Below are 18932 nucleotides of genomic sequence, written 5' to 3' on the forward strand. Positions count from 1 at the left end.
TGAGCCATGGAATCCAGTTGCTAGTTCAAAGCAAAGAGACAAGACCGGCGACAAAAATGGCCAGGGCCAGGTCAAAATCGTCATCTTGTCTAGCCGGATCAATCTTGCCCACCACCCCGAGGTCATGCAACTGGGTACGGGTCTGCTCCTCCATCGTGTGGCCAAGCACCAAGTGCACCAAGGCCCGACAGACCGAATCCGCACGCTCGCGGCAGACCCCCTGACACTCCATAAATTGGCGCAACTTAACGGTTGGGTCGGTTTTCCCTAGTCCCACCGAGATCGTTGACGCAACGAGTTCAGCACCGTCACGGTGAGCAAGGAGAGTAGCCCTAAAACATCGCGCCCATTCGTCAACTCCGTCGGAAAGTTCGGCGTCCTGAGATGGCACCGTCGTTGGGCCTCCGTCAACCGCAAGAATTTCGTCGCTTACCGCAGCAAGCAAGCTCTGCTTATTAGCAACGTGCCAGTACAGCGCTCCCGCCTTCACTCCAAGACGCTCAGCCAGACGTCGCATGGACAGGTCTCCGAGCCCGTACGCGTCGAGAATCTCTACTCCTGCCCGAACAACGTCCGGCTTCGTCAGGCTCACGATGACTCCCTTGACGACGACACCATTTCCGGGGGTAGTCCACATTGGTGCTGCCTCATGGACTACATTGAATCCCGTTCAATCCTGAACGGCGTTCAGGACGTCTCCAGTCTCGGAAGGACCAGGGTATTGCTGAATCTAGCCGACATGACCGAACGCGGCCTGAGGGGGGAGTCCATTACCCGCGAGGAGGCCCTCGAGATTCTTCGCAGCAGTGATGATGAGCTCATGTCAATCATCGCCGCCGCCGGAAAAGTGCGTCGCCACTTTTTCGATAACCGGGTTCGCCTCAACTACCTGGTCAACCTCAAGTCCGGCCTGTGTCCCGAAGACTGCTCCTATTGCTCGCAGCGTCTGGGATCGCGTGCCGAGATCACGAAATACTCCTGGGCCGATCCGCAGAAGGTACACGACGCCGTCGAGGCTGGGATTGCCGGTGGTGCACGTCGCGTCTGCATGGTGGCCTCCGGTCATGGTCCATCTCGGCGAGACGTCGAGCGCGTCAATGGCATGGTACGTTCCCTCAAAGCCGACCACCCCGACGTTGAGGTTTGTGTCTGTTTGGGGTTTGTCGACGACGAGAAGGCCGCTTCCATCAAGGAGGCGGGCGCCGACGCCTACAACCACAATGCCAATACCGCTCGCTCTCATTACGGCAAGATCTGCAGTACCCACTCCTACGAGGACAGGATGGATACCGTCGAAGTCCTCAAGCGCAATGGTCTGTCGCCCTGCTCCGGAGTTATTGCCGGCATGGGCGAGACCGACGAGGAATTCGTCGATGTTATCTTCGACCTGCGCAAGCATGGGGTCGATTCGGTGCCGGTGAATTTCTTGCTCCCCTTCGAGGGCACTCCGCTGGCCGGTGGAGCCCAGCACATCACCCCACAGTGGTGCCTCAAGCGTCTAGCCATGGTGCGCTTTGCTCACCCCGACTCCGAGGTGCGCGCCGCTGCCGGGCGTGAGCAACACATCCGTACCATGCAGCCGCTAGCCCTTGAGGTCGTCAACTCGATCTTCCTGGGGGACTACCTCACCAGTGAAGGGGCTGCCGGCGCCGCCGACCTGCAGATGATCGAGGATGGTGGATTCATTCCGGAGGGGGCCGACGGTCAACCGATGGTTCACACCGACGTCAATTCGCATCATTCAGCAAACCTGCCCGTCAACGCGGTCCCGATCCGTCATCGCGGCATCGGAACCGAAGTTCCGGCGAACGCCTAACTACTCGAGTCACATCGTGGGGTGGAAGCGATGGCGTCGTCTCCACCCCACATACATCAGTTGTGCTGGGAGTCCGCCGTCGTCACAGACTCCGGCGGCGGGCGGAAACCAGGACGCCTGAGCGTCCAAAACCCGTCCCTGCCTCATAATCGATCAAGCTGCGCGACTCACCGGAGGTCTGTGTCCCGAACTCACCTCGGCTCGCGAAGGCCTCGCACGATCCTCGACGACATTGGCAGCGTCAGGACCTCAACTGGGCACCGCAGGTTTCCTCAGCCCGCGCCACCGCAGCGTCACGAGTCTCGAGGGCCTCAGAGTCGGTCAAGGTTCGGTCAGCTCCCCTCAGCCGCAGGTTGAAAGCCAACGACTTGCGGTTATCACCCACCTGCTCGCCCTCGTAGACGTCGAAAAGCTCGACGGACTCAAGCAACGGTCCCGCTCCCTCGATGAGAGCCTGCCGAACATCCTCTGCAGCAACAGACTTATCAACGACCAGGGCAACGTCCTCCTTGGCGACCGGGAAGCTTGAAATAGCCATGACCTCACCACCGCGCGGAGCCGCAGCTACCAAAGCATCTAGATTGAACTCGACCGCACAGGTGCGCTGAGGCAGACCAGCCTTCGACACTACTGTGGGGTGCAACTCACCAGCATGGCCAATGACCTTCCCATCGACGATGAGAGCCGCACAACGACCGGGATGCCATGGAGCCTGACGGTCAGCCTTGCGCACCAGCCTCACGCCAAGAGCATCAGCAGCCTTCTGGGCGACCAGCACAGCGTGTCGCCAGTCAGCCTTGACCGACTCTCCATCCCAGCGATCGGGCAGCCAGCTGCCACAGATCACGGCCGCGAGCATGCGCGGCTGGGCTGGCAAGGCGGCGTCGATCTCGGCAAGGACTTCATCGGAGGGGCGCTCGTCGACACCGGGACGCGGTGCCGCAGCCGGAGTGACGGCGCGGAATACAGTTCCGCTTTCGAACACTGCAAGATCATCCTGAGATCGCGACATATTCGTCGTTACTGCATGGAATAGACCAGGCAACAACGTAGTGCGTAGGTAGGGGCGAGTATCGTCAAGCGGATTGGCAAGTTTGACAGTTGCGTGACGCGTGTCATCACCGCTAATGCCGAGAACGTCGAGATCCTTATCCCCGATGAATGGCAAGGTGATGAGCTCGACGAACCCAGCCTCGACAACTGAACGCAGCACCCGACGACGACCCCGCTGAGCCTTCGTCAGACCGCTAGCACCCAAGCTCGGGGGCAGAACAGCCTTGATGCGATCAAACCCAATCTTGCGGCCGATCTCCTCAACATAGTCGTAGGCATCGACAAGGTCAGGACGCCAAGTCGGGGCAACAAGGTGAAGGGAGTCCCCCAATGCGGTCACCTTAACCCCAGAACGCGTCAAGATCTCGATGACCTCTTCAGTTGGCACCTTCGTGCCGAGAATCCGGTTAGGTAAATCAACGTTGATCGTTTGACGTGGCATCTCGGGGACCTCACCAACGACGGTGGGCTCACCGACGGTGGCACCGCCGTACTGGGCGAGCAATTCCGCTGCGCGAACGGCTGCGGTATGGGCGCAAATCGGATCAACGCCCCGCTCAAAGCGGCGGGAGGCCTCCGAACCGAGCTTGTGGCGTCGGTAAGCACGAGCGACCGTCATCGGGTCGAAGTGAGCGCCCTCGAGGATGATTGACGTCGTCTCAGCAGTCACTTCGGTGGCCGCACCACCCATGACGCCAGCCAGGCCAATGGCTCCCGAGTCGTCGGCGATGACTAGATCGTCAGGATCGAGGGTGCGATCGGTGTCGTCGAGGGTCAATAGATGCTCACCCTCGTGGGCCTTACGGACCACAATCGTCCCGCTGACGTTGTCGGCATCATAGGCATGAAGCGGCTGACCAGACTCCAACATGACGTAGTTGGTAACGTCGACAACCAGATTAATCGGACGCATCCCGGCACGGGTGATACGGTCGGTGATGAACCGGGGCGTTGGAGCGCCGAGGTTCATACCACTGACCGGCAGAGCGATGAACTGGCTGCAGGCGTCAGATTGGACGTCCACAGCAACGGGACCCAGCACCGGACCGATGGGCTCCTCGTCGTAAGGATCGCGAAAGTGTACCGACATGGCGTGCGCCACCTCGCGGGCGATGCCGCGCATCGACATGCAGTAGCCGATATCTGGAGTGACGTCAACATCCAGGACCTCTTCAGGGACCCCGAGAATCGGCAAGGCGTCCTCGCCGGGAACGAGCTGGTGACCCTCCACCGATGGTGGCAGGGTGATGATGCCGGCGTCGTCGACACCGATACCCAACTCGTCGGAGGCACACAGCATGCCGTCAGACATGTGGCCGTACGTCTTTCGGGCACTAATGGCGAATCCGCCGGGGAGCACGGCGCCAGGCAGAGAGACGACAACCCAGGCTCCCTCGACGGCATTGGGAGCGCCACAGATGATGCCGCGGCCCTCGACCCCCTCCTCAATGTTCTTAGGATGTCCCTCTGCGTTATAGCGGGGGCCAACGTCAACCCGGCACCAGTTAATGACCTTGCCGTTCTTCTGCGGTTCGGGAACCGAAGAAAGAATGTGTCCGATCACGATCGGGCCGGTCAGCTCCCCACCAACGACCTCGACCTTCTCAACGGTCGCTGTGTGGTTGGTCAGCGCCTTGGCCACCTTGTCAGTAGTGGTGCCGTCTGGCAGATTAACCATGGCCTGCAGCCATGACATAGGAACCTTCATCGTGCTCCTCCCCTCAGTGAGCGGCTGAATCGAACGTCACCCTCGACGAAGTCGCGCAGGTCGGGGGCATTGTTGCGGAACATCACCGTGCGATCGATGCCCATGCCAAAGGCGAAGCCGGAGTAGACGTCCGTGTCGATACCGCAGGCAATAAGTACCCGTGGGTTGACGACCCCGCAGCCGCCCCACTCGATCCACCCCTCGGAACGGCAGGTGCGGCACGGACGATCAGGGTTGCCAACCGAGGCCCCATGACAGACGAAACATTCCAGGTCGACCTCAGCGCTGGGCTCGGTGAAGGGGAAGTAGTGTGGACGGAAACGGGTGCGCACGGCACCGAACATGGCGCGGGCAAAAGCGTCGACGGTGCCCTTGAGGTGACCCATGGTGATGCCCTTGTCGACGCACAATCCCTCGACTTGATGGAAGACTGGAAGGTGAGTGGCATCGTACTCATCGGCACGGAAAACCTTGCCCGGGCTGATAATGCGCACCGGAGGTTGCTGCTTAAGCAAGGTGTGGATCTGCACCGGACTGGTAGCTGTGCGCATGCACTTACCGTCATCAACCGGGTCGAGCCACAGCGTGTCCTGCAAGGCACGAGCCGGGTGATCAGTGCCAAGGTTCAGAGCGTCGAAGTTGAACCACTCGGATTCAGCTTCGGGACCCTCAGCAACTTCCCAACCCATAGCAGTGAACACGTCGCAGACGTTGTCAATAAGAGCCGTGATCGGGTGCGGAGCACCTTGAGGCGAAGTAACAACCGGTAACGTAACGTCGGTGGTTTCCGCTGCGAGTCGAGCCTCAAGCTCAGCCTCGGCAAGTTCCTGTTGGCGAGCCTTTAAGGCCTGATTCACCCGCCCTCGAGCCTGCCCAATGCGCTTACCGGCATCCTTGCGGGCAGCAGGCGGCAGCGCACCAATCTCGCGGTTGGCCAGAGCCAGCGCAGACCGGTCACCGGTATGAGTGATACGCACCTGCTTAAGCTCAGCAGTAGTAGAAGCCCGGGCAATCGCCTCCAAGGCCTCGGCCACCCGGGCCTCGACCTGATCGGCGTCCAGGGCGCTTACCTGGACCGGGTCATAATTCGTGTTGGGGCCACTCATGGGCCTTCCCCCTGATGGGTTGACGTTGGACAACGCGCGTGTTCCGGACACACGTGTACGACTAATGGACATAAGTCTAGTGGCGTCGACGCCGTCAACAATGGCCGGGCGCCCTACACTCTTCAGGCTCGCTGTTCACTTGCTGTGGCGTACAGCACTACTGCGGCTGCGGTTGAGAGGTTGAGAGACTCGGCGGCCCCCCACATCGGGACCCCCACGATCTCATCAGCTAAAGCTCGATCGGCCTCAGGAAGGCCCCACGCCTCATTACCCATCAACCATGCAATAGGCCGCTTGAGGCATCCTGACCGAGCAACGACGTCAAGGCTATGGCCTCCCCCGTCAGCCGCCAATACCGACATCTGGTGTTGATGGGCCCACTCAACCGCATCGGCCAGCTCGACACCGACAACGACGGGCAAGTGAAAGATCGACCCGACCGAAGAGCGAACCGTCTTGGGGTTATGTGGATCAACCGATCCCCGCGTCAAGATGACGCAATCGGCGCCAAACGCGTCGGCGCAGCGGATGACCGTTCCGGCATTTCCGGGATCGCGCACTTGAGCGCAGATGACGGCGAGACGAACAGCTTCGTCAGGCAGCTCACGACGCGTAACCTGCCGACATACCGCGAAGATCCCCTGACTGGTGACGGTATCAGAAAGCGCATTGACATCCTCGTCAGTGAGCACCACGACCCGAACGCCACGACATGTAGCCACCTCGACATGCTCAGCATCGCGAGCTGGGTCCGAGGTTGCCAACAAATTGACTTTACCCGGCCATGCTAGGGCTTCACGAACTGCCTGCGCACCTTCTACCAAGAACAGCCCGGACTCATCGCGTCCGCGCCGAGATGAAAGACGACGGGCCGAACGCAATGACCCCTTCGAGATGCGATCCCATCCCAAATAGTCGTCGTTCGGCCCGCCAGTCATGGCCATCTCAGGCAGCAGCGTTCTGCGGCTGGCTAGCCTTAGCGACCTCGACCAGGCTGTTAAAGGCGTTAATGTCGGAGACGGCAAGCTCAGCGAGCATCTTGCGGTCGACCTCGACGCCAGCGTTCTTCAGACCGTTGATGAAACGGTTGTAGGTCATGCCCTGGGCACGGGAAGCAGCATTGATGCGCTGGATCCACAGCGAGCGGAAGTCGCCCTTCTTAGCACGACGGTCACGGAACGAATAAGTGGCCGAATGGAGGGTCTGCTCCTTGGCCTTGCGGTACAGGCGCGAGCGCTGACCACGGTAACCGGAGGCCTGATCGAGGACCTCACGACGCTTCTTCTTGGCATTCACAGAACGCTTCACGCGTGCCATAGTGATTCTCCTTGGATCTCCCGGGGTCAATCCCGGGTTGGTTCGAGGCGGGTATCGCCCAACGGATTTGGGGGGGACGTCGTCAGCCGCGACGTCGGCTGTCATCAACGGCCAGGATGACCAGCGAGCAGCTTCTTAACCTTGGCAGCCTCGCCCTTGGACAGCACGGTCTCCCCGGTCAGACGGCGAGTAACGCGCGAGGACTTGTGCTCGTTGAGGTGGCGTTTGCCGGCCTTGCGAGCGGTGACCTTGCCCGAGCCGGTCACCTTGAAACGCTTCTTCGTCCCGGAGTGGCTCTTCATCTTGGGCATGGATAGCTCCATTCGTTCATGTATGTCGTCCCGCGAACCGGAGGGAAGGTCCCGGGCTGGCTCACCGGCGAAAACCGGATCGCCAGGTTCTGAGCAACGCTCAGAGGTCAATGTCAGGATCCATATTGTCGGCCGGACCCTTCTTCTTCTTTTTCTTCGCAGTGCCTGCAGCAGCCCGCTGCGCAGCCTCGTAGGCCTTATCAGCCTCAGCAGCCTCGGCACGCTCAGCGGCGCGACGGTCACGCTCAGCCTTCTGATCCGCCTTGGCCTGGTTCTTCTTACGAGTCGGAGCCAGGATCATGAGCATGTTGCGGCCTTCCTGTTTGGGAGGAGACTCGACGGTCGCGTACTCAGTCAGATCATCGGCAAGACGACGCAGCAGGTTGACCCCGAGCTCCGGTCGAGACTGCTCACGACCACGGAACATAATCGTGATCTTGACCTTGTCCCCGGCCTTGAGGAAGCGCAGAACGTGGCCCTTCTTGGTCTCATAGTCGTGGTCATCAATCTTCGGACGAAGCTTCATCTCCTTAATGATGGAGTTCGCCTGGTTGCGTCGTGACTCCCGGGCCTTTTGGGCCGCCTCGTACTTGAACTTGCCGTAGTCCATGAGCTTGACGACAGGGGGCCGGGCCTGCGGAGCCACCTCGACGAGGTCGAGGTCCTGCTCGCGGGCAAGTTGCAATGCCTGCTCGACCCTGACGATGCCGACCTGTTCGCCATTAGGGCCGACCAGGCGCACCTCGGGAACGCGAATCCGCTCGTTGATGCGGGGTTCAGTACTGATGGGGTCCTCCCGGATGTCTGTTCTCTTAGATCGTGGCGCATAACTGCGCCTCCACGATCCGGATACAAAATAAGGCCCTCGCGAATGCGCGAAGACCTGACACGTGGGATGTACACACATCCCGCCAAGCCGATGAAACTCATCAGCATAACCCGGCGAACGGAATCCGCCTAGGTGGGAGGTCAGGCCCCCGCTTACGCAAGACCAGTTTTGCCCTGATCGCTTCGCTCATGGTACGGCAAGAGATGACATCGCCACAAATCGGGGCTAAACGTAGCGAGAGGACGACACCGGCGAAACTGACAGGGTCATCCCAACCCCCTGCTGCGCGCCCATCCCCAACCATCATCGAGTTTCACGAGTCGCCCGCCATCCTCGATTGGCTTGAGGACATCAGTCCCGATGACGAGGGGCGCTGGACCAGCCACGTCAATAAGAAGGGCATCAGCCGCCACCTCGGTCACTGTGGCCGCAAGATCTGGGAGACGGCCCGGTACCGGACGAGCCCGCGAGTCCCACGCTGTGAGGGAGTCAATCCCGGTGAATGCCAACAGAGCGGTGTTTCCTAACTTGTTAGTGAGCTTCACAGCACCGATTTCCCCCTCCTCATCTGCCATCACCGGCATGAATAGGCGTACTCCTGCGCACAACGTGGACACTGCTTCAAGGTAGGACTGTCGGTAAACCTCCGGATCGTCAGTAAGACAAGTGGCCAGGACGGCGCGAGCTCGGGGATCGGCGTCTCCCATGTCGCCGCCGGTCGGAGATAGTGGAACAGACACCTGCAGAACACTAGTTGACAGTCAACGCCAGAATCAGCGAGTCCCAGAACGCAAGTACGCCCCTGGATGTGGAACAGTGGAGGTATGAGCGAACCGACCGTCGTTGCCGTCGTCACCATTGTGCTGATCGTCCTACCGCTGCTGTGGGCCCTGTCGGGGTGGTTTTCCCGCCGCTCCTCACGCGCCATGCTTCGCGGAGTGGGTCTAGCTCTCATTACTGTTGGTCTGGTACTAACTGGCCTGATGCGCCTTCTCGTCCGGGCGATCCGCCTCGTCGTGGATTGGTTCGCCGGTACGGTCATGACGACGACCATTTGGATCGGCATCATCGTCATCGCTGTGGGCCTCGTTACCTGGTTTGTGTCTGGGATCATGCCACCGGTCGATCGCGAGACTGGACGTCAGCGTCGTCAAGACCATGCTGCCCGTAAGCAGGCGCGCGGCGACTCGCAAACCAAGGGTCCTCGCTCTACAAAGACCCCGGACCACAATCCCACAGGTAATAATGCCCCGACAACCGGTACGGCCCCGTCACAAGGTGCCTCAAAAGCTCAGCAGACCCCAACCGACGCGCCGGTGGCCACGTCAGGGCCTGCTTCCAGCCCGAAGCCCACGATCTCGACTGCCGATAAGGACGAAGACGCCGAACTCGAGGAGATCTTGCGCAAGCGCGGGATTGAGTAATCCCTCGTTCACAGACACTCCTGTCCCGGAGTTCAGAACCCGATCACTTCCTGATATCCGACTACAGGCGACATGCAGATAACTCGGTTGACAAAATCACTCGAGCGCCAGCGTCCCACAATTGGTCCATAAGGCCTTGCACTACTGTACGCGGCACCATAGCTCGCACGGCATACCAGCCGTCCTTGGACAACGGCGACACTGTGGGAGCCTCGAGCCCCGGCGTCAGGGCGGTAGCGGCATCAAGAGCTTCAGCGGAAACATCGTAGTCGACCATGACGTAGGTACGAGCGACCTGCACGCCGTCAATACGACGCATAAAGTGATCAAACGTCGTACTACCAGCGAAGTCTCGACGTTGAACCAGCACAGCCTCAGACTCCAAAATGACGTCACCAAAAATCTCGAGGCCAGCCCTGCGCAGGGTTGTCCCAGTCTCGACGACGTCAGCAATTGCATCGGCAACTCCGAGGCGGATCGACGACTCAACTGCACCGTCTAAGTGAATGAGGTGAGCATCAATCCCCCGCTCCGTCAGAAAAGCGCTCAACAGGCCGGGGTAAGAGGTAGCGATCCGCTTTCCCGCCAGCCCTTCGATAGTGTTTTGGGGACTCTTAGGAGCGGCAAAACGAAAGCGGGAATGACCAAACCCCAGCCCTTTGATCTCGGTGGCATCAGCATTGGAATCAAGTAAGAGATCCCGTCCGGTAATACCAATATCGAGGGTCCCCTCCCCCACATACACCGCGATATCGCGAGGCCTCAGATAGAAGAACTCCACCCCGTTCTCCTCATCGACCAGGGTGAGATCCTTGTGATCTGTGCGTTGGCGGTAGCCAGCCTCGGCGAGCAGGGAGGACGCTGCCTCTGAAAGAGCACCCTTATTCGGCACAGCAATGCGAAGCACGTCGGACATGAAGTCTCCTCAGGGATTATCAGGGATGACGATGACAGGTCGGGAATGTCCGGGAATTCACAGATGCTTATAGACGTCGTCGAGCGACAAGCCCTGCTTAATCATCATGACCTGCAGGTGATAAATCTCCTGGCTGATCTCCTCAGCCAACCGTTCATTGCCCTCGTGCTCAGCTGCCATCCACACTTCGGAGGCTTCCTCCACGATTTTCTTACCGATGGCATGTACTCCGCGGTCAAGCTCCTCGACGGTTCCCGAACCTGCAGGACGGGTCTGTGACTTTATTGCCAGCTCGGCGAAAAGTTCCTCGAATGTCTTGCTCACAGTTGCCAGGCTACCGATTGTCCTAGCACCGCCACAGATGCGCCCACGTGACGGACCGTTGCTATGTCAGTGACAGGGGTCGTCGGTGACCGCACGTTGGGCACGCCACCACGTCACAAATCCGTATAGGCAGAAAGCTCCATAGAAGACGTACATGAGAGCGCTCGGGTAGTACTGGGCCGTGGCCAGTAGCGGGACGCCAACGACATCGACCGCAATCCACACAAACCAGAACTCATTCCAGCCGCGCGCCATCCCCCAGGTCGCAAGGATCGATCCAGTAAGAATCCACGAATCCGACAGCGGACCCCAGGACCCCAATGCCTTGAGAGCGAAGGTGAAAACAACAAGCATGATGACAGTAGCTGTCAGCGCCAAAATGCGTTCTCTACGAGTGGCCCAGCGCGGGTGGACGGCCACTTGGGACGCGCCATTATTGTGCCGGGTCGCTGCCCAGACCACCCAGCCATAGGCGCTTGTCGCGAGGAAAAAGATCTGACGCCCAGCCTGTCCCCACAGATTAAGGTCCTGCGGAGTGTGAAATACCCCACCGAGAAACACCGTGAAAAGGATGACGTTGCCGATAATGCCGACTGGCCAAGCCCATAGTCGACGTCGGGCACCGCCGAGAGCCGAGGCAAGCCCGAATAGATTCCCAATGACCTCACGCCACAGGATCGGCTTTCCTAGACCCACATCAAGCTGGGCATTAAGCAGGGACGCGAGAACGTCGGACACAGCACACACCTTTCCAACCACCCACAGGTGGCCGCCCTATTCTCGCAGATCGGCAGCAGTCCGTCGCATCACATCGGAGGCCACGGCAAGGCAGGCCTCAGCCCGCTCGGTCCCGGGAAGGCACCAAACTCCAGAAGACCCTGGGCACGTTGTCTCACCGCATCGATCTCCTCTGGGGTAATGAGATCCTCAAAATCAGTGTCAGCAATGGTGAGGACCTCGTCGAGCATCATCTCCTCGACAGGCTCCAACGGCTGACCGGCCCATCCCCACAGCACCGTTCGAAGCTTAGGATCTGTGTGAAAGGTCAAGCCATTATCGACCGCCCAGACGTGGGCAGTACCGCCGAGATCAGGATCAGGACCGACTAAGACATGTCCACCCTTACGATCAGCGCTATTCACGACGGCGTCGAATAGGGCCAGGGCACGCAACGCCGGGTGAGGAGAATGGGCAAGCCCAATCTCCCGATCATCTTCGTCGACCCCCAGCGGAAACCCGTGCCAATGCGGTGGAAGACGCTCGGTCACGTCGACACGAACCAGAGGGCTCTCAACGTCGTCGTCGATCCAACGCTGCATCGAGCCAGGTCCTTGTGGTCCATCGCCGACGAGAACCGTCACCGGCACAAGACCGATACCCATCACCTGGGACAAGAGGCATGCCGCTACCTCCCGCCTAGCGAGGGTGCCCGATGGGAAATCGTGGAGACGACGTTTGCGTGCTGTCGGCTTATACACCCACAGCCGAAGGTCGGCATCACGCACCAGCAGCGCACCGTTACTGGAACCAGGCGAGGCCTCCTCAACGTGCCATGGAGCTCTCGGCCCGGGAGGACATGGCAGATTCCAGGGATTCGTCATGCTCACCACACCAGGGGCTTACGGTAGCCATTCGACCGCGGGCACAGATGGCCCTCGGCCGAGAGGATCTGCTGCGAACAATATGGGCAGTATTGACGCCCGGATGCGACGACGACACGGCACCTCGCGACGAACTGGCGAGCTTGAGACGTCGTCATGAGGATTTCCAGGGAATCTGGGGCCACCTCAGGGAGGGTTGTCAGCAGCATTGCTGGGTCTTTGATCATGAGTTCGTCATCGCTGGCAGCGTACATCTCGATCTCGATGCGCTTAGTCTCATCGTCAAAGGCCATCGCCATCGTCCCAACGGCGAACTCTTCCTCGAGTGGCGCATCGAGAGGGGCCAGATCGTCTGGGTTGTCGACTGACGGTGGGACGAATACATCCGCAACATGCGCAGCCAGACCGTCCAAGATCCTGTCCATTTGAAGGGCAAGCTGATCGATCTGGACCTTTTCGCAACGGACTGTCACGACTCGGGAACCCTCACGGACTTGCAGATGGAAGACACGCGCTCCTGGCTGGCCCACGGTGCCGACCACCACGCGGTCGGGTCGTTCGAGTCGGAAGGTGCGACGAGTCATATTCCTACCCTAGCTACGCGATCGAGATACGCGGGTTGGCGACCGTTTCGCTGGGTGTCTCCACCAAAGTGCCGCCGGCACTCGATGCCACCCCTGCAGGCTCGTCGGGGTGCCAATGACGAGCTTGGAGACGTCAGGCTTCGCTGTTCTGTCTCAAGGTCGGCTTGAGGGTGCTCCGTTAGGGTGATCGAGGACGAGGAGGATGCACATGCGCATGAGAACCGTCGGGGCCAGCGGCCTCAAGGTATCTGCCATTGGGCTGGGGTCCCTGACATGGGGCGGGCAAACCGACGCTCGTAAGGTTCGCTCGTTGGTTCGTCGCTTCGTTGACGCCGGTGGCAATCTCGTCGATACCGCACCAGCGTATGGAGGCGGGTTCGCCGAACAACTCATCGGAAAGCTCACCCATACCGATATCAGTCGAGATGACCTTGTCATAGCGACCAAGGCGGGATTCATTGTTGAAGGTCATAAGAGAATCGTCGATACGTCACGCAGTGCGCTGTTGCGCGACCTCGAAGGGTCCCTGCGCCGTCTCCACACCGATCACGTCGATCTTTGGCAAGTTCATGCCTGGGGAGATGCCCCCATCGAAGAAACCTGTGCGGCACTCGACCATGCCGTGACATTGGGAATGGCCCGGTACGTCGGGGTCTCCAACTTCGTGGGTTGGCAAGCCGCCACGGCAGCGACCTGGCAGCGGGCAACAGGAACACGGACCCCTCTAGTCAGTAACCAGGTGGAATACTCCTTGCTGGCTCGACGTGCTGAAATCGAGGTCGTTCCTTCGGCCCAGCACCACGGGATGGGACTTCTGGCATGGTCAGCGCTAGGTCGCGGCGTGTTGGGAGGCCGGTACCGACACGGAACTCCTAAGGATTCCCGGGGCGGTTCTGATCGCCTGTCTTGGTTCGTGCAGCCCTATCTGACGCGCAAGTCCAACGCTGTCGTCGAGGCTATTGTGAAGGCGGCCGACGGGCTGGGAGCGACGGTCCCGCAAATCGCGCTGGCATGGGTGCGTGATGCCCCTGTAGTCGCCTCGGCCCTTGTCGGACCGAGGACCACCTCACAGCTCGAAGAATTGCTCGGAGCTGACGAGGTCAGTCTTCCTAAGGAGATCACCTCAGCCCTCGACGACATCACCGGCGGGCCAAACCTCGCCCGCGAAGAAGCCTAGGGTCGAAGAGCTCAGCGCTCGCCGCGTGGCACCCACGGAGTCGATACCGGACCATCGTAAAGCTCGCGAGGACGGGAAATCCTCGTTGTCGGATCCTCAAAAACCTCCTTCCAGTGGGCGATCCAACCAGCCATCCGCCCGATAGCGAACATGACAGTGAACATGTTCAGCGGAATGCCTAGCGCGCGTAAAACGATCCCGGAATAGAAGTCCACGTTGGGGTACAGCCTGCGCTCGATGAAGTAGTCGTCGGCCAGCACAGCTTCCTCCAGCTCCATGGCAACGTCGAGCAGCGGATCCGGTTTGTGCATGGTGTCGAGCAGCGGACCGACGACACTGCGGAAGATTCTCGCTCGGGGGTCCCAATTGCGGTAGACGCGGTGCCCGAAGCCAGAAATCCTCTCCCCTGAATCTTTGGCCTTCGCCAGGTATTGACGTGGGATGAGTCCAGAATCGCGGATGCGTTGTAAGGCGAGCACAGCGTTGACGTTGGCGCCACCGTGGCGGTCTCCCCACAGAGCGCACACTCCGGCTGAACACGACGTGAAAAGGTTGGCACCCGAGGACCCAACCATCCGCACTGTCGAGGTCGAACAGTTCTGGCCGTGATCAGCGTGTAGCACGAAGAACAGGTTGAGGGCCCTTGCCGCCACCGGATCCGGCTCGTAAGCGCGGTACGGCAGAGAAAACATCATGTGCATGAAATTTTCGACATATTTGAGGTCATAGCGCGGGTAAATCGCTGGCTCCCCAATAGACGCCTTATAAGAAGCAGCCGCGATCGTCCTCACCTTGGACATGAGCTTGGCAGCCGCGTCGGTGAAGGACTCCTCATCAGTGATTCGCGGACGGTCGTGGGTGCTCATCGCGTTGATCATCGAGGACATGATCGCCATCGGGTGGCCGTTAGGTGGGAAGGCATTGAAGTGAAGGTTCATCGACCGGTGTAATGCCGAATACTCGGTCAAGCGATTCCGGAAGTCGTCGCGTTGAGCCTCAGTGGGCAGGTGACCGAAGATCAGCAGCCAGGCGGTCTCCACAAAGGAGACGCGCTCCTTAGCTAAGGTCTCGATGGGTAGGCCACGATAGGTGAGCACGCCTTCTTCGCCGTCAATCCACGAGATCGCCGAGCGGCAGGACGCAGTATTGGCGAATGCCGGGTCGAAGGTTGTCACCCCGCCGGTTAGTTGACGAAGGTTAGAAATGTCGATGACTCGATCGCCGGTGGTTCCTGCGATAACGGGCAAAGTGTATTCCTGGCCGTCCAGGATAAGGGTTGCCGTTGGTCCGCCCTCCGGCTTCTTATGTGGGACACTCATCATCAGGCCTCCTGCAGTATGTGATCGACGACCTTGGCACCGAAAACGAGGGATCCGACGGGGACTCGCTCGTCGACTCCGTGGAAGAGATTGATGAAGTCGAAGTCGGCCGGCAATCTCAGCGGAGTGCAGCCGTAGTAATTGATTCGTCGACCGTCAGGCAAAACTGCGAACCCTTTAGCGTCGGTTCCTGCCGAATTGAGGTAGGGCAGCACAACAGCCCCAGGGTCCTCAGCGTCAACGGCCCGGCGAATCGCATCGACGGCTGCTCCCTCAAAGGGCGCCGCTGTTGCCGGCTTGCGGGAGATCGTCTCGAAGTCGATTCCAGGACCAGCCAAAGACTTAATCGTCAAAATCATATCCTCCTCGGCCCCGGGGATGAATCGGGCGTCGACCTCGGCGCTGGCACGCGTCGGCACGACGTTGACCTTGTAACCCGCCGATAGCACGGTCGGGGTGACATTGTGCGCGCAGCACGCAGCCACCATGCGCGACAGGGACCCGATGGGAGACAGGCTGGATTCGAGATCATCGCGGTCGATCGTCAGACCCCACATGGCGGCGACCTGGTTAAGGAACTCTTCCTGGACCGGGTGATGTAGGTCGGGCCATTGGTAGGAGTCGATACGGGACAGGGCATCAAGCACACGGGTGACGGCGTTGTCCGGGTTGCGCATAGACCCGTGCCCTGTGCTGCCGGTGGCGCTCATCCGGAACCACCACAGCCCCTTCTCGGCGGACTGGATGACGTAAACTCGCTTGCCCTGCGGCGTCGTCAAGGAAAAACCACCGACTTCGCTGATGGCTTCGGTGACGCCGTCAAAGGCCTCCGGATGAGTGGCCCCGAGCCACGTTGAACCGAGGGTTCCGGAGCATTCTTCATCGGCGAACATGATGAAGCGAATGGGGCGGGACGGCACTTCACCTCGACGCTGACGAGCTCGAATAGCCGAGAGGACCATCGCCAGAAACCCCTTCATGTCGATGGCGCCCCTCCCCCACACGCAGTTGTCGTGGATCTCGCCAGACAGCGGGTGATGAGTCCAGTCGGCAGCCTCGAAGGGGACGGTGTCGCTATGGCCGTGCAGCAGCAGGGCGGGACGACTCGTATCGGTACCTTCCGGCGCCCACTCGGCGACCAAGGTGACACGGCCGGGCTCGGATTCGTGGAGGGTCACGCCGACTCCGATTTCATCGAGGAGCCCGGTCACGTAGTGACACATCTCGACCTCGCCCCGAGCGTCCTGTGGACCAAAATTCTGCGAGTCGATCTGAATCATTCGCGAGCAGATGTCGACAACTTCGGCCTGCGGGCAATCTGGCCCGTCGACAAGGTTCTCGACGGTCATACTGAACAGATCTGACATGTCGCGATTGTGTCACCAGGAAGGGGCTACGCCCCCAATCGGGGCGCTCAATGGACACTGATTTGCATTGCTGACCGAAGGTCCATTACAGTTCTGTGACTGTCCGGCACCGCGCAAAAGCGTGGAATCGGCGCCCCGAGTCCGGGTGGCGGAATTGGTAGACGCGCTAGCTTGAGGTGCTAGTGGCCGATTAAGGCTGTGGAGGTTCAAGTCCTCTCTCGGACACCCCGGGATTGCTCCCCGGCCAAGTTTTCTTGGCCGGGGACCTTTGTTTTTAGTCGTGTTGTGTCAAGTTGTGTGTAGGAGAGGTCGGGTTAGTGAATTCCAGCCCTTAGACCTGGCCAATGCGAGACAGCAACCAAGGCGGCCGCGATCTCACTCCGCCATCGATCACGGCCAGCCCAGGCACTAAGAGTTGGGGGGCAGACTGTTAAAACTGCTTTCGCTTCCCGGTCACACCATTGCCAGTGACGACACGTATGCTGGCGACCGCGACCAGCAGCCACGCTCCTGACGCGGGCGACTCATGGTGCACGCTACGCTCACCGCACCTACAAGTGGGCCTATCCGCCGTCACTGTGCAACCATGGCCTACTGCTCAATAACGACCATTGCAAAGGCAAGATGGGATAATCGCGCTAACGATACCGAGGATGGTCATCCTCCCAGGCTGAAATTCGCCTCATGCACGGTTGTCCAGACCAGCTCGCCGGCAGCCCATGACGAACCTCAGGGCTCCTATCGTACGTAGCAATCGCCTTCGAGGATGAGGCGGCTCAATCGACGCAAAGGAGCATCTTGATGTCATTCCCACGCAAACTCAGCGCATTGGCGGTTGCCAGTACCATGGCGGTGACCGGCGTAACCATGGCAACTCCGGCCCTGGCCAACACCGGCACCAGTTCCCAGCCGGCTGCAGCGGCACCCGCTATCAACCAGGTCCACAAGGAGACCGGCTACTTCAAGACGACCGATAAGCTGGGAACCCAGCTCTTCTACCGCAAGGACATCGTCCCCAACGCCAAGGGAGCTGTCGTCCTGGTGCACGGGCTTATGGAGAACTCCTCCAACTACGAGTACCTAACTAAGAGCCTTACCAACGCTGGCTACAGCGTCTACCGCTTCGACAATCGTGGCCATGGGCGTAGCGCAGCCCCGTACATCAACAACGCTATCCCGCGCGGCCAGTTCGACGACTGGTGGAACATCGAGTCCGACATCCATCAGGTAGTCGGTACCGCGCACAAGGAAAATACCGGTAAGAAGGTGTTCCTGCTGGGCCACTCAATGGGTGGAATCGCCGTACATACAGTACCTACGGAATCATGTATCCAGGAACTGTTGACGGCATTGTGTCCTCCGGCGGCGGCACCATCGTCAACGTGGATGGTCCCGACACCGAGGGAGCCACCACCATCACCCCCGACAATCTCAATTTCTTTGCCCGTCACGCCCTGCCCCAGATCAGCCAGCTTCTCCCGATGGCCCAGCTGACCAGCTTCAACGGGCGCTTAGTGAAGGACTTCGTCAAAAATCCCAAGGCGATTCGGATGCCTTCGGGTCCGTTGTCTGCTGACATCATTCTGCCCGGCTACCCGCCATACGGCCTGTGTTCCGATCCGGCAGTCCGCTTCGACCACTGGCACCGCGACCCGCTGTACAACCATTACATGCGTCTCGGACTCGTCGAGCAGATGGGTGTCGCCGAGGCTTACAACGTCATGAATGCCCACGATTTCAAGGCTCCAACCTTGATCATGCATGGCGAGAACGACGGCCTGGTGCCCAGCTACTTCGATGTCAACTGGTACAACGCCATCACCTCGAAGGACAAGAAGATCATCCAGTGGCATGGCCTCATGCATGAGATCTTCAATGAGCCCACTAAGGATCAGGTCATCAAGACCGCCATCGACTGGATCGACGCCCACAACAAGTGAGCTAACCCGTCCTGATTCCGCCTGAGGTTGCGTCCCGCGATGAGTCGAGGGGACGCACAACCTCTGCTGTCCCTCATCGCTTGACCTCGCTCTTTGAATCCCCGACAATCCCACAATCCTTTGGATACAAACCCCTAGTC

19 protein-coding genes, 1 tRNA gene and 1 pseudogene are annotated in these 18932 nt (G+C 59.8%); 6 read left to right on the plus strand and 15 right to left on the minus strand.

From position 1 onward, the window contains the following. Positions 1–25 precede the first annotated feature (25 nt). On the minus strand, positions 26–637 hold the full coding sequence (locus CPA42_RS07590) for a TetR family transcriptional regulator (protein WP_002516110.1): 612 nt from the start codon (positions 635–637) through the stop codon (positions 26–28). Positions 638–649: 12 nt separating this feature from the next. On the opposite strand from CPA42_RS07590, the gene bioB reads away from it, so the two are divergent. After that, the gene (gene bioB / locus CPA42_RS07595) at positions 650–1816 is read left to right on the plus strand and encodes a biotin synthase BioB (RefSeq protein ID WP_002519341.1); all 1167 of its coding nucleotides are present in this window, start codon (positions 650–652) and stop codon (positions 1814–1816) included. A gap of 241 nt (positions 1817–2057) precedes the next feature. Here the strand turns inward: bioB and pheT are convergent, their stop codons facing one another. The 7 genes from pheT to CPA42_RS07635 all read right to left on the minus strand — a co-directional run bounded on the left by pheT (position 2058) and on the right by CPA42_RS07635 (position 8847). Next, on the minus strand, positions 2058–4577 hold the full coding sequence (gene pheT, locus CPA42_RS07600; protein WP_002516108.1) for a phenylalanine--tRNA ligase subunit beta: 2520 nt from the start codon (positions 4575–4577) through the stop codon (positions 2058–2060). Next, the gene (gene pheS / locus CPA42_RS07605) at positions 4574–5683 is read right to left on the minus strand and encodes a phenylalanine--tRNA ligase subunit alpha (protein ID WP_002514219.1); all 1110 of its coding nucleotides are present in this window, start codon (positions 5681–5683) and stop codon (positions 4574–4576) included. Before pheS ends, pheT begins: the two co-directional genes overlap by 4 nt. Before the next feature lie 122 nt (positions 5684–5805). Continuing rightward, on the minus strand, positions 5806–6627 hold the full coding sequence (locus CPA42_RS07610) for a TrmH family RNA methyltransferase (protein ID WP_002518404.1): 822 nt from the start codon (positions 6625–6627) through the stop codon (positions 5806–5808). 1 nt (position 6628) lies between these two features. Next, on the minus strand, positions 6629–7000 hold the full coding sequence (gene rplT / locus CPA42_RS07615; RefSeq protein ID WP_002518468.1) for a 50S ribosomal protein L20: 372 nt from the start codon (positions 6998–7000) through the stop codon (positions 6629–6631). A 104-nt stretch (positions 7001–7104) separates the two neighbouring features. Continuing rightward, complete coding sequence (gene rpmI, locus CPA42_RS07620; protein WP_002514222.1) at positions 7105–7311, minus strand: 50S ribosomal protein L35; 207 nt, start codon at positions 7309–7311, stop codon at positions 7105–7107. Positions 7312–7411: 100 nt separating this feature from the next. Beyond that, entirely contained in the window at positions 7412–8053 is a 642-nt protein-coding gene (gene infC, locus CPA42_RS07625; protein WP_002514223.1) for a translation initiation factor IF-3, read from the minus strand. A gap of 353 nt (positions 8054–8406) precedes the next feature. Further along, on the minus strand, positions 8407–8847 hold the full coding sequence (locus CPA42_RS07635; protein WP_002519336.1) for an SseB family protein: 441 nt from the start codon (positions 8845–8847) through the stop codon (positions 8407–8409). A 117-nt stretch (positions 8848–8964) separates the two neighbouring features. Between CPA42_RS07635 and CPA42_RS07640 the strand changes: the two genes are divergently transcribed. Next, positions 8965–9564, plus strand: a complete 600-nt coding sequence (locus tag CPA42_RS07640; protein ID WP_002516121.1) for a hypothetical protein — start codon at positions 8965–8967, stop codon at positions 9562–9564. A gap of 61 nt (positions 9565–9625) precedes the next feature. On the opposite strand, the gene hisG is transcribed toward CPA42_RS07640, so the two are convergent. The 5 genes from hisG to CPA42_RS07665 form a co-directional block, all read right to left on the minus strand. Further along, on the minus strand, positions 9626–10480 hold the full coding sequence (gene hisG / locus CPA42_RS07645; RefSeq protein ID WP_002516111.1) for an ATP phosphoribosyltransferase: 855 nt from the start codon (positions 10478–10480) through the stop codon (positions 9626–9628). 57 nt (positions 10481–10537) lie between these two features. Further along, a complete protein-coding gene (locus CPA42_RS07650) occupies positions 10538–10804 on the minus strand; it encodes a phosphoribosyl-ATP diphosphatase (RefSeq protein WP_002516119.1) in 267 nt (88 codons plus the stop codon). 66 nt (positions 10805–10870) lie between these two features. Continuing rightward, entirely contained in the window at positions 10871–11542 is a 672-nt protein-coding gene (gene pnuC / locus CPA42_RS07655) for a nicotinamide riboside transporter PnuC (protein WP_002514228.1), read from the minus strand. Positions 11543–11610: 68 nt separating this feature from the next. Further along, entirely contained in the window at positions 11611–12405 is a 795-nt protein-coding gene (locus CPA42_RS07660) for an SCO1664 family protein (protein ID WP_002516094.1), read from the minus strand. 2 nt (positions 12406–12407) lie between these two features. Beyond that, positions 12408–12989, minus strand: coding sequence for a DUF3090 domain-containing protein (locus CPA42_RS07665; RefSeq protein ID WP_002516128.1), 582 nt, complete (start codon positions 12987–12989; stop codon positions 12408–12410). A 202-nt stretch (positions 12990–13191) separates the two neighbouring features. On the opposite strand from CPA42_RS07665, the gene CPA42_RS07670 reads away from it, so the two are divergent. Then, entirely contained in the window at positions 13192–14166 is a 975-nt protein-coding gene (locus CPA42_RS07670; RefSeq protein ID WP_024513572.1) for an aldo/keto reductase, read from the plus strand. 11 nt (positions 14167–14177) lie between these two features. Here the strand turns inward: CPA42_RS07670 and CPA42_RS07675 are convergent, their stop codons facing one another. Both CPA42_RS07675 and CPA42_RS07680 read right to left on the minus strand, forming a co-directional pair. Continuing rightward, complete coding sequence (locus CPA42_RS07675) at positions 14178–15488, minus strand: citrate synthase (protein WP_002516118.1); 1311 nt, start codon at positions 15486–15488, stop codon at positions 14178–14180. Then, a complete protein-coding gene (locus CPA42_RS07680; RefSeq protein ID WP_002516120.1) occupies positions 15488–16852 on the minus strand; it encodes a M20/M25/M40 family metallo-hydrolase in 1365 nt (454 codons plus the stop codon). Before CPA42_RS07680 ends, CPA42_RS07675 begins: the two co-directional genes overlap by 1 nt. A gap of 139 nt (positions 16853–16991) precedes the next feature. Between CPA42_RS07680 and CPA42_RS07685 the strand changes: the two genes are divergently transcribed. From CPA42_RS07685 to CPA42_RS07695, 3 genes and pseudogenes are all read left to right on the plus strand, one after another. Further along, a tRNA-Leu gene (locus CPA42_RS07685) sits at positions 16992–17077 on the plus strand. Between the two features lie 828 nt (positions 17078–17905). Beyond that, positions 17906–18214, plus strand: a pseudogene (locus CPA42_RS13410) (alpha/beta fold hydrolase); the annotation flags it as partial. Next, positions 18178–18792, plus strand: a complete 615-nt coding sequence (locus CPA42_RS07695) for a serine aminopeptidase domain-containing protein (RefSeq protein WP_002519332.1) — start codon at positions 18178–18180, stop codon at positions 18790–18792. The pseudogene CPA42_RS13410 and the gene CPA42_RS07695, both read left to right, overlap by 37 nt. Positions 18793–18932 lie beyond the last annotated feature (140 nt).

Origin of the sequence: Cutibacterium acnes (assembly GCF_003030305.1) — a bacterium.
GTDB lineage: Bacteria > Actinomycetota > Actinomycetes > Propionibacteriales > Propionibacteriaceae > Cutibacterium > Cutibacterium acnes.